The sequence below is a fragment of the Nocardia donostiensis genome (assembly GCF_002081715.1).
Taxonomy (GTDB): domain Bacteria; phylum Actinomycetota; class Actinomycetes; order Mycobacteriales; family Mycobacteriaceae; genus Nocardia; species Nocardia donostiensis.
In genome coordinates this window covers 34912-44380 of record NZ_MUKP01000039.1, presented here as the reverse complement: position 1 = coordinate 44380, position 9469 = coordinate 34912, and the positions used below count along the sequence as shown (strand labels likewise).

The following is a 9469-nucleotide window of genomic DNA, read 5'->3' as shown; positions in this document are numbered from 1 at the left end:
CCGTGCTCGCGCAACCATGCGGCAGTGCGGCCGGTACCGCAGCCCAGATCGGCGACGCGGCCCAAGCGGCCCCACTCGGGATACCGCAGCCGATCCAGCAACGCGAGGTCCATCTCGTCCAGCACCGTCTCGTCGTAGCTGGGCGCCCAGCCGTCGTAGCCGGTGGTGACGTCCACGATTCGATAGTGACGGCGATCGAAGTCCGCGAAAGTCGGCATGGGCGGCAAGTATGCCGTCCGCGGGTGGCCCCGTAAACCGAAAATGAAGCCTGTCGTTCGCGGCCCATGGTCGCAGCAGCGACCGGCGCGGGTCAGCGCTACGAGGGCCGCCGACCCGGCGGCTTACCTCAGGCTGTGTTCCCGCTGAGAGCGTCGAAGATCTGCTCAGTCCGGTCACGGCTCCGGTACATCTCCCATGCCGCGTCCGCGATCACGTCCGGATTCAAGGTGCGCCCGGCCGCGGAGCCGAACTGTGCGGGGTTCGCGGTGACCATGGCGTGGATATCGCCACGTTCCACCAGGCCGCCGATGGTCAGGGTGCCCGCGTAGACGCCGTGTTCGGCCAGCGCGGCATTCAACGTGATCGCGTAGTTGCGCAGTGCGGCGGCAGCCAGCGCGAGCGCACCGAGCGCGGGCATCGGCAACACGCTCGACAGTCCTCCGGCGAAGAGCAGTGCGCCGCGACCGTGTTCGCGCATCGGTGGCAGCACCGCGTTGACCATGTCGATGGCCGGCCATAAGAAGGAGAACGCTGCCCGCGCGGTAGCGCCGTCCATCTCGGTGATCGGGCCGGGCTGCAGCGGCATCGCAGGCCCGTAGTAAGCGAGCTCGATCCGGTTGTGTGCGGCGATATCGGCCAGGACCGCGCGCAGTCGCGCACTGTCGGTGACGTCGGCGGTGTAGGCGACCGAATCGATGCCGTGGTCGGCGAGTTCGCGCCGATAGGCCTCGTGCCGTTCGCCGGTGCGCGATATCAGCGCTACCCGGTGTCCTGCGCTGCCGAACCGCCGCGCCATGGACAGGCCAAGGCCCGGCCCGACGCCGACGATCAGTGCCGTTGTGGGTGTGGTCATCTCTTTCCTTTCCAAAAATGAGGGCCCCCTCAATTTCGCAAGGTAGCAGAACCTGAGGGCGCCCTCAACTTGTAGAATGTCCAACATGACGAAACCGTTGCGCCGCGACGCCGCCCGCAACCGGGCCAAGGTGCTCAGCGCTGCCGCAGAGGTGTTCTCCGAACAGGGGTTGCAGGGATCGCTGGAAGAGGTCGCGCGCCGGGCAGGGGTCGGAATCGGCACGGTCTACAACCATTTCGGCAACCGGGAAACGCTGATCGACGAACTGCTGCCCGCCCGGCTGACCGAGGTCGACGAACTCGCCGCCGAGGCCGCCGAGGAACCCGACGCATGGCGCGCGCTCACCGGTTTCATCGCGGCACTGCTCGGCCGGATGGACACCGACCGTGCCCTACTCGAGGCACTCACCCGCGACCGGCCCGCCGCCGAACAGATAGCGCAGGCGTGCCGACGCGGAGTGACCCATCTGGAGAAGCTGCTGGAGCGTGCCCGCTCGGCCGAGGCGCTACGCGCGGACGCCACGGACACCGATGTGCTGAACCTGATCCTCGCGCTGTCGCTGCTGGGATCCGCCGCAGGGCCACAGGCACGGCAGCGGTCCCTGGAACTGGCGTTGGACGGGCTGCGCCCGCAGGTATTCCGATCCGCGGCGGACGGCCGGAATTAGGGTCGTCCCGGCCGCGTACGGACTCGTCGACAGCGGGCGAACACAGGTCGGTGGCCTGGCCATGGTCTCCCACGCACTCGAGTTCCAGCAGCGACGGACGGGCGCGACGGTTTGCTCCCAGGAACGACGGGTAGCCGAATCCGGAAGCAACGGCGAGCCGATTTCGCCGTCCCCGCGGAAGGAGCACCGGTGCGACAACAACAGTTCTGTGATCGGCAGGCGGGCACAGCCCCGCCACTGGTGATCAGCCTACGGTCTTGCGGTGTGGGAGCACCCGAATGAAGGCGCCGGGCGCAGCCGAATTCGTACCCCAGGACGCGGGTTTGGACGAACTGCGCGCGGCGGCGGGGGGCTGCCGCGGCTGCGAGCTGTATCGCAACGCCACGCAAACCGTGTTCGGTGAGGGCCCCGACCAGGCCCGGGTGGTGATGATCGGCGAACAGCCCGGCGACCGCGAGGACGAGCAGGGACACCCGTTCGTCGGCCCCGCGGGGCGGCTGCTCGATCGCGCGATGGACGAAACAGGTATCGACCGCAACCAGGTGTATCTGACCAACGCGGTCAAACACTTCAAATTCATCGAACGCGGTAGCAGGCGCATCCACAAACAGCCCGGCCGCACCGAGATCGTCGCCTGCTCGGCGTGGCTGGCCGCCGAACTCGACCTGCTCGGTCCCGAGCTGGTGGTATGTCTCGGCGCGGTGGCAGCCAAGGCTGTCCTCGGCCCTGCGGTGAAGGTCACCGAACTACGCGGTCAGCTGCTGCCCGCACCGGACGATCCCGCCTACCGTCACGAGCACAGCGAGCACGAACCGCCCGGGCCGGACTACCGTGTCATCACGACCGTGCACCCGTCGGCGGTGCTGCGCGCACCCGACCGCTCCGCCGCCTATGCCGCGTTCGTGGCCGATATGACACGAGTCAAGACCGCCCTCGACGGCTCGGATTCTCACAAGATGGGCCGTCCGCCGGTCACCGCGACCCGCGCCCCGGACACGTAACTGCTGTCGTCGGAGGCCAGCAGGACGTACACCGACGCCAGTTCGGCGGGCTGCCCGGCCCGGCCGAGCGGAGTGTCGTCACCGAAAGCGGTGACCTTCTCATTCGGCATGGTCGACGGGATCAGCGGTGTCCAGATCGGGCCGGGTGCGACACTGTTGACCCGGATTCCCTTCTCCCCCAGTAACTGGGCGAGGCTGGCGGTGAAGTTCGCGATAGCGGCTTTGGTGGCGGCGTACGGTGCCAGGGTCGGTGACGGGGTATCGGAGTTCACCGAGGTACTGCCGATGATAGAACCGCCGGACGGCATATGCGGCAGCGCCGCTTTGACGAGGTGGAAGTAGGCGCCGATATTCAATCGGAAGGTGTAGTCGAACTCTTCGTCGCTGATCTCGTCGAGGGTGTTGTGCGTCATCTGGTAGGCGGCGTTGCTGACCAGGATATCGATCTTGCCGAATTCTGTTGCTGCCCGGTCGATCACGGCCCGGCAGTGCGCTGGATCGGACAGGTCGCCCGGCAGCAGCACCGCCTTGCGGCCCGCCTGTTCCACCAGATCGGCAACCTCGGCGGCGTCATCGTCTTCGTTCAGGTACGAGATCAGCACATCGGCGCCCTCCCGGGCGTAGGCGATGGCGACAGCGCGGCCGATACCGCTGTCGCCGCCGGTGATCACCGCCGCCTTCCCGGCCAGTTTGCCGGTGCCGCGATAGCTGTTCTCACCGCAGTCGGGCACCGGCGACATCCGGGACTGGACACCGGGAACCTGCTGCTGCTGTTCGGGAAAACCCATCGGGGGCGCTCTCCTTTCTCTGCCGTTCATTCCATGGCGATATCGGGTTCCTCTTCGGCGAGTCGGCGTTCCAGCTCGCCGCGGCCGCGATGCTCCCCTGGGGTGCAGCCGGTGAAGTCCGATCTGCTCCAGGCGTCGGGAACATCGAGTCCGCCGGGGTCGAGTTCATCGGGATCGAGTTCACCGGCGTCGAGTCCGTACGGGTCGGAGCCGGATTCGCCGGTGGTGGCCGCAGTGTCGTCGAACGCCGCGGTGTCATCGAACACAGCGACGTCGTCGTCGTAGTCGTCGTTGCTGTTCTTCCTGTCCACGGTTGGCAGGTTTGCCGGGCTGGCCCGATCGAAACAAGCAGTCGTGGTTTATTCGCCACGCAGCGTGGAACGGCGGGAGTAGGTAGCCGACCGATCGGGAGGGTGCGCGTGGATTCGCCGAATGATGCCGACCCCGAACGGGCAGGCCTCGCCCCGGATGCGGTAACGCAGCTGGCCTCGACGCGGCCACGGATAGTGGTCTTGGGCGATGCGGTACTGGATGTATGGATGTGGGGGCACAGCGACCGGCTGTGCCGGGAAGCCCCGGTGCCGGTGGTCGAGGTCGAACGCACCGCGGCGGTACCGGGCGCGGCAGCCAACACCGCAGCCAATCTGGCGGCCTTGGGCGCCGACGCCCGACTGGTCGCGCTCGCCGGTGACGACACCGCCGCTGCCGCGCTGCGCACGGCGCTGACCAGCGCGGGCGTGGACGCGACCCGGGTGCACATCTGTCCCGGCCGCACCACCACCCGCAAGAGCCGGGTCGCCTCCGGTGCACAGATCCTGATCCGCTACGACGAGGGCAGACCTGCCCCAGCCGACGAAACCGAGACGGCGGCGCTGCTCGCCTACCTCGACGACGCTCTCGTCGACGCGGACGCGCTGGTGGTCTGTGATTACGCGGGCGCGTTGAACGAGGACCTGCGCCGCAGGCTCGCCGAGCAGCGCGACCGGCTGCCGCTGCTGATCGTCGACACTCACCATCCGGCCCGCTGGCGGGCAGTGCACCCGGATCTGGTCACCCCGAACGCCGGTGAAGCGGCCGATGCGCTCGGTCTGGTCGACGCCGGGCTACCGGCGCCGGGCGGGAACGCCGATCGGGTGGAGTTGTTCGACCGCAACCGGGACCGTCTGTTCGAAGTCACCGGTTCGCGCGTTGCGGTGGTCACCCTCGATCGCGACGGCACCGTGCTCCTCGACGGCGATCGCCCCGCCCACCGTACGTGGGCGCAGCCGGTGCCCGACGGTCAATCCGCGGGTGCAGGCGACACTTTCGTCGCTGCGCTGACACTGGCGCTGGTGTCGGGGATGCCGCTCACTTCGGCAGTCGAGCTGGCGCAGGCCGCCGCCGACGTGGTGGTGCACCGGCCGGGAACCGCGGTGTGCACCACCGGGCAACTGACCGAGCAGCTCGATCGCAGCAGCGGCGCGGTGCTGTCCCAGCCCCGCTTGCGTGCGGCGGTGCGTGAGCATCGCGCGGCCGGACGTCGCATCGTGTTCACCAACGGCTGTTTCGATGTGCTGCACGCGGGTCATATCGCCTACCTCAACGAGGCCAAACGGCTCGGCGATGTGCTGGTGGTCGCGGTCAATTCCGACCACAGCGTGCGCAGACTCAAAGGCGAAGACCGTCCGGTGAACCCGGATCACGATCGCTGCGCGGTACTCGCCGCGTTGAGCTGCGTCGACCATGTCACCGTCTTCGCCGAGGACACTCCCGCCGAGCTGCTGCGCGCACTCGAACCGGACCTGTACGTCAAGGGCGGCGACTACCGGCCGGAGATGCTGCCGGAGACGCCGGTGGTGCGCGGCTACGGGGGTGAGGTCCGGGTACTGAGCTATCTGGCCGACCATTCGACCTCGGCGATGATCGAACGGATCCGCGCCAACACCACCGCGGGCGGTGCGGGATGAGCGCGCCCCGCACCGGGAACGGCGGGACACGGCACAACCCTGCCCGGCGTCCGCCGCGGACCCCTGAGGTGGATGTCCTGATCCCGACCCGCAACCGCCCGCTGGAGCTGGCCACCACCCTGGCCGGGCTGGCTGCACAAGACTTCCCCGATTTCGGTGTGGTGGTCAGCGACCAGTCCGACAGTGACGAAAGCTTCGCCACCGCACCCGCCCGCAGCATGGTCCGGGTATTGACCCGCCGCGGTCACCCGGTGCGGTTGGGCACGCATCGCCCGCCACGCGGGATGGCCGAGCACCGGTGTCATCTGCTCGCCCGGTCCCGCGCGCGTTATGTGCTGTTCCTCGACGACGATGTCTGGCTGGAATCGGATACGATCACCAGGCTGCATACGGCGATCAGCGAACTCGGTTGCGGCCTGGTGGGTTGCGCGGTACAGGGATTGTCGTATCTGGACGACTACCGTCCCGAGGAGCTGCGCCCGTTCGAGGTCTGGCCCGGCAGGCCGCAGCCGGAGCGCATCGTGCGCGGCGAACCTGCCTGGGAACGCTGGATGCTGCACAATGCCGCGAACCCGACGCATCTAGGTGATGCGACGGGCGCTTCTGGCGGTGACTGGGTGGCCTACAAGGTGGCCTGGATCGGTGGATGTGTCCTGTTCGATCGTGCCGCGCTGATCCAGACCGGCGGTTTCGACTTCTGGACCGAGCTGCCCGCCGCGCACTGCGGGGAGGATGTACTGGCCCAGCTGCGGGTACTGGCCCGCTACGGCGGCGCGGGCATTCTGCCCAGCGGCGCCGTGCACCTGGAATCACCTACCACCATCAGCGATCGGAGGGTGGAGGCGTTCGATGCGGTGCCGCCCGATTTCTGGCCGACACCGCAGAATCAGGACAGCGCGTCATCGCGACGCGCGTAGCCGTTGTAGGAGCTGACGGCCAGTAGATCGTCGAGTTCGGCGCGCACCTGCGCCACCGTGACCGTGTCGACGATCGTTTCGTCATGCGGGCAGCGCGGCCGGGTCTCGTCGGTGAAAGTCTCGCCGCAGACCGGGCATTCGATGCGCCACGACATCAGCACCCGGTCGCGGCCGCGGGCGACCGGCCCCGCGTTGATCACATTGCCGATCCAGAACACCCCGACCGTCGGGGTGCCGACCGCCCGCGCCAGATGCCTGGGGCCGCTGTCGTTGCCGACGAGCACACTGCTGCGTGCCAGCACCCCGCACAGCGTGGACATATCGGCGCCGGCCAGCTGCCGGATACCGCCGCTGCGCAGCACCGGCCCGCGCGCCCGTGCCTGCACCGCGACCGCGTCGAGCAGGTTCAATTCGTGCGCGGTGCCGACCAGGATCACGTCGAAGCCCTCGTCCACGCAGTGCGCGGCGATGGCGGCGAAACTCTCCACCGGCCAGCGGCGGCGCGGATCGGTGGCTCCGGGGTGCAGCGCGACCAGCGGCCGGTCCGGTGAACCGAGAACCCGGTCGGCGTTGTCCAGATCGGCCTCGGTGACCTGCACGCGCGGTTCCAGCAGCACCGGTGGGGCGCCCGCGAGACAGGCCACCTCCAGCGCCCGCATGGTCTCGTTCTGGTAGTAGCGGAACGGGATAGTGCGCTGTAGCGGTGCGGCGCCCTCGGCGCGGCAACCGGCCGTAAAACGCGCCCGCAACCCGTTCACGAACGGATTGGACCAGGCCCCACCACCGTGCAACTGCACTCCGAGGTCGACCGGGGTGCGGCGGGCTTCCCGAAGGAAGGACCGCTCGGCCTCGGGCGAGGCCGCGCCGCCTTCGCCGGGCAATACCAGCACCTCGTCGACCGGGCTCGGCCTGTCGTCCAGCAGTCGCGCATGCAGACTGGAGCCGAGCAGGACGAGTCCGGCGCCGGGGTAGGCGGCGCGCAGCGCTTCGATGGCAGGCAGCGCGAACAGCAGATCGCCGAGCCCACCGCCGCGCAACACCGCGATCCGGCGCACGTCGGGAAACGGTTCCCCCACTGTTCCGATGCACAATCCCTCGTGTCGCGTCGGCCGGTGCGACCGGGTATCCATGGCGACCTCCTCAACGCGGCAGTCGGCGGGAGCTGGCTGGTCCGGGGCGTCGTAGCCGTACCGGCACAGGCAGCGCATACCCGGGGGCGGGGGACGCAAACGGCCCGCTTCTGCCCCGGTGGCGGGCACGCTCGGTTGTTTCAGTTCCGTAGATGCGGGTAGTCGCAGACACGAAGCGGGGTTCGCGACACGAGGGCGAGTAGACCTGTTGTTTCCCGCTTCGCGTTCGTTCACGTCACTGAGGAGTTGTCATGAGCGCCCCGCCGACCGGCACCTTCACCACGATGACGACCCCTGACGTCCCACGCCCCGGCGAACCGGACCCGATCTCCCCACCGATGCCGTCCCCGGATCCACCGCCCGATCCGGGCAGCCCGGTACCGCCACGGCCCCCGGACCCCGGGCATCCCACCCCCGAGCCGGAGCCGGGTGACCCTCCCCCGCCGGAACCGTCGCCGCCACCGCCGCCCCCCGATCCCGAGCGGCCACCGGAGCCCGCGCCACCGGGACCGCGGCCCGGGGAACCACCCCCACCGGCGCCGCCGCGTCCGCCGGAGCCCGGCCCCGGCCCGGCCCCTGTCCCCCCGACGCCCGTATGAGCGGCTCCGCTGCGCTGCCTACGCTACGGTCACCTGTGGCCGAGCCGGCAGGCTCATGGTCAGTCGCGCAAAGCCTGCTCCCGCAACCAGCCCAGAGTGCGGGACAGGATGCGCGAGACATGCATCTGGGAGACCCCGAGGCGTTCGGCGATCTGGGTTTGGGTTTTGGATTCGAAGAACCGCATCACCAGCACCTGCCGTTCTCGTTCGGGCAGCTCCGCGATGAGCGGTTTGACGGCGAGATAGTCTTCGACCCAGCCGTAGGAGGGCTCGTCGGCGCCCAGGGATTCCATCAGCGGCAGCGGGGCGTTATCGCTGTCGTCGGGGGCGACGGTATCGATCGACGAGGTCTGATAGGCGTTACCTGCGATGAGGCCCTGGGTCACCTCGACCAGGTCGATTTCGAGTTCGGCGGCGAGTTCGCTGGCTTTGGGCACCCGGCCCAGGCGCTGCGACAAGGTTTCGATGGTGGGGCCGAGGCTGAGCTGGATCTCCTTCACCCGCCGCGGCACCCGCACCGACCAGGTGTTGTCCCGGAAATGCCTGCGCACCTCGCCCATGATGGTGGGCACCGCGAACGACAGGAACGACGAGCCGCGTTCCACGTCGAAGCGGTCGACGGCGTGCATCAGTCCCAGCCGGGCCACCTGCAGCAGATCGTCGAACGCTTCCCCTCGTCCGGCGAACTTGCGAGCGATGTGCTCGGCCAGCGGCAGGCAGCGGTCGATGACCTCCTCCCGCAACGCGGCCCGCCGGGGGTCGGTTTCGGGTACGGCGGCCAGCTTCTCGAACAGCGGCTCGATATCGTCGTAGCTGTCCTTACCGTGATGGCGGCGCGGGGGTCTCGGCCGTGACCTGGTTCCCTCATCCGCCATCGGATCCTCCTCGGGACCAGGTGAATTCTACATCCGTGGGGTAACCGCCCATCGCTACGTCATAGGCCTGCTGCGCGGCCCGCACCGAGCGGGTCAGGGTGCGCACGATATGCCAGCCGAAGCTTTCGGTGTCCTGGACCGAGTCCGAGACGGTCGTCGCGTTGACATGGACCGTCATCTGCTGTTTGCCGTAGGTGAAATCGCAGCCGAGCGTTGTATCCGGTACGGCGTGCAGGATCAGCGAGGTGGCGACCTCGTCGAGGGCCAGCCGGATATCGGTCACCTCGTCCAGCGCGAAGTCGGCGATCAGCGATACCGTCTCGGCGAGCGCACGTAGCATGACCAGCTGATCCAGGGTCGCCGGGACGCGGATTCCGATCGTCGTCGTGTCCGCGGATGTCGAGACGCGCTCTGTCATGCCCACCACCACCTTGTTGATGCCGCCAGCTGTGCACGGCCGTAACGCCCCGTCGT

General features: G+C 68.6%; 11 protein-coding genes and 1 pseudogene. 5 read left to right on the top strand and 7 right to left on the bottom strand.

Translation table 11 applies throughout. The features are described from left to right. Positions 1-218 (bottom strand): annotated as a pseudogene (locus B0T44_RS20995) (SAM-dependent methyltransferase); the annotation flags it as partial. 128 nt (positions 219-346) lie between these two features. Continuing rightward, on the bottom strand, positions 347-1072 hold the full coding sequence (locus tag B0T44_RS20990; protein WP_077116277.1) for an SDR family NAD(P)-dependent oxidoreductase: 726 nt from the start codon (positions 1070-1072) through the stop codon (positions 347-349). 85 nt (positions 1073-1157) lie between these two features. On the opposite strand from B0T44_RS20990, the gene B0T44_RS20985 reads away from it, so the two are divergent. Together B0T44_RS20985 and B0T44_RS20980 are read left to right on the top strand one after the other, a co-directional pair. Then, positions 1158-1739 carry a TetR/AcrR family transcriptional regulator gene (locus B0T44_RS20985; RefSeq protein WP_077116431.1) on the top strand — a complete coding sequence of 194 codons (582 nt, stop codon included), beginning with the start codon at positions 1158-1160 and terminating at the stop codon, positions 1737-1739. A 278-nt stretch (positions 1740-2017) separates the two neighbouring features. Next, positions 2018-2740: a UdgX family uracil-DNA binding protein gene (locus B0T44_RS20980; protein WP_077116276.1), complete on the top strand. Its 723-nt coding sequence runs from the start codon at positions 2018-2020 to the stop codon at positions 2738-2740. Here the strand turns inward: B0T44_RS20980 and B0T44_RS20975 are convergent. Both B0T44_RS20975 and B0T44_RS28205 read right to left on the bottom strand, forming a co-directional pair. Beyond that, on the bottom strand, positions 2689-3528 hold the full coding sequence (locus B0T44_RS20975) for an SDR family oxidoreductase (protein ID WP_077116275.1): 840 nt from the start codon (positions 3526-3528) through the stop codon (positions 2689-2691). The two genes, B0T44_RS20980 and B0T44_RS20975, sit on opposite strands and share 52 nt — an antisense overlap. Before the next feature lie 26 nt (positions 3529-3554). Beyond that, entirely contained in the window at positions 3555-3839 is a 285-nt protein-coding gene (locus tag B0T44_RS28205; protein WP_077116274.1) for a hypothetical protein, read from the bottom strand. Between the two features lie 108 nt (positions 3840-3947). On the opposite strand from B0T44_RS28205, the gene rfaE2 reads away from it, so the two are divergent. Both rfaE2 and B0T44_RS20965 read left to right on the top strand, forming a co-directional pair. Continuing rightward, positions 3948-5474 (top strand): D-glycero-beta-D-manno-heptose 1-phosphate adenylyltransferase, encoded by a 1527-nt coding sequence (gene rfaE2 / locus B0T44_RS20970; protein ID WP_077116273.1) that lies wholly within the window; start codon positions 3948-3950, stop codon positions 5472-5474. After that, positions 5471-6391 (top strand): glycosyltransferase family A protein, encoded by a 921-nt coding sequence (locus B0T44_RS20965; RefSeq protein ID WP_077116272.1) that lies wholly within the window; start codon positions 5471-5473, stop codon positions 6389-6391. The genes rfaE2 and B0T44_RS20965 overlap by 4 nt, the downstream gene beginning before the upstream one ends. Here the strand turns inward: B0T44_RS20965 and B0T44_RS20960 are convergent. Beyond that, positions 6361-7521, bottom strand: coding sequence for a glycosyltransferase family 9 protein (locus B0T44_RS20960; protein ID WP_081512457.1), 1161 nt, complete (start codon positions 7519-7521; stop codon positions 6361-6363). The two genes, B0T44_RS20965 and B0T44_RS20960, sit on opposite strands and share 31 nt — an antisense overlap. A gap of 251 nt (positions 7522-7772) precedes the next feature. Here B0T44_RS20960 and B0T44_RS26725 point away from each other — a divergent pair, with 251 nt between their 5' ends. Next, positions 7773-8120, top strand: coding sequence for a hypothetical protein (locus B0T44_RS26725; protein WP_139347764.1), 348 nt, complete (start codon positions 7773-7775; stop codon positions 8118-8120). 59 nt (positions 8121-8179) lie between these two features. Here the strand turns inward: B0T44_RS26725 and B0T44_RS20955 are convergent, their stop codons facing one another. Together B0T44_RS20955 and B0T44_RS20950 are read right to left on the bottom strand one after the other, a co-directional pair. Continuing rightward, positions 8180-8995 carry a SigB/SigF/SigG family RNA polymerase sigma factor gene (locus B0T44_RS20955; protein ID WP_077116271.1) on the bottom strand — a complete coding sequence of 272 codons (816 nt, stop codon included), beginning with the start codon at positions 8993-8995 and terminating at the stop codon, positions 8180-8182. After that, complete coding sequence (locus B0T44_RS20950; protein ID WP_077116429.1) at positions 8985-9413, bottom strand: ATP-binding protein; 429 nt, start codon at positions 9411-9413, stop codon at positions 8985-8987. Before B0T44_RS20950 ends, B0T44_RS20955 begins: the two co-directional genes overlap by 11 nt. Positions 9414-9469: the final 56 nt, after the last annotated feature.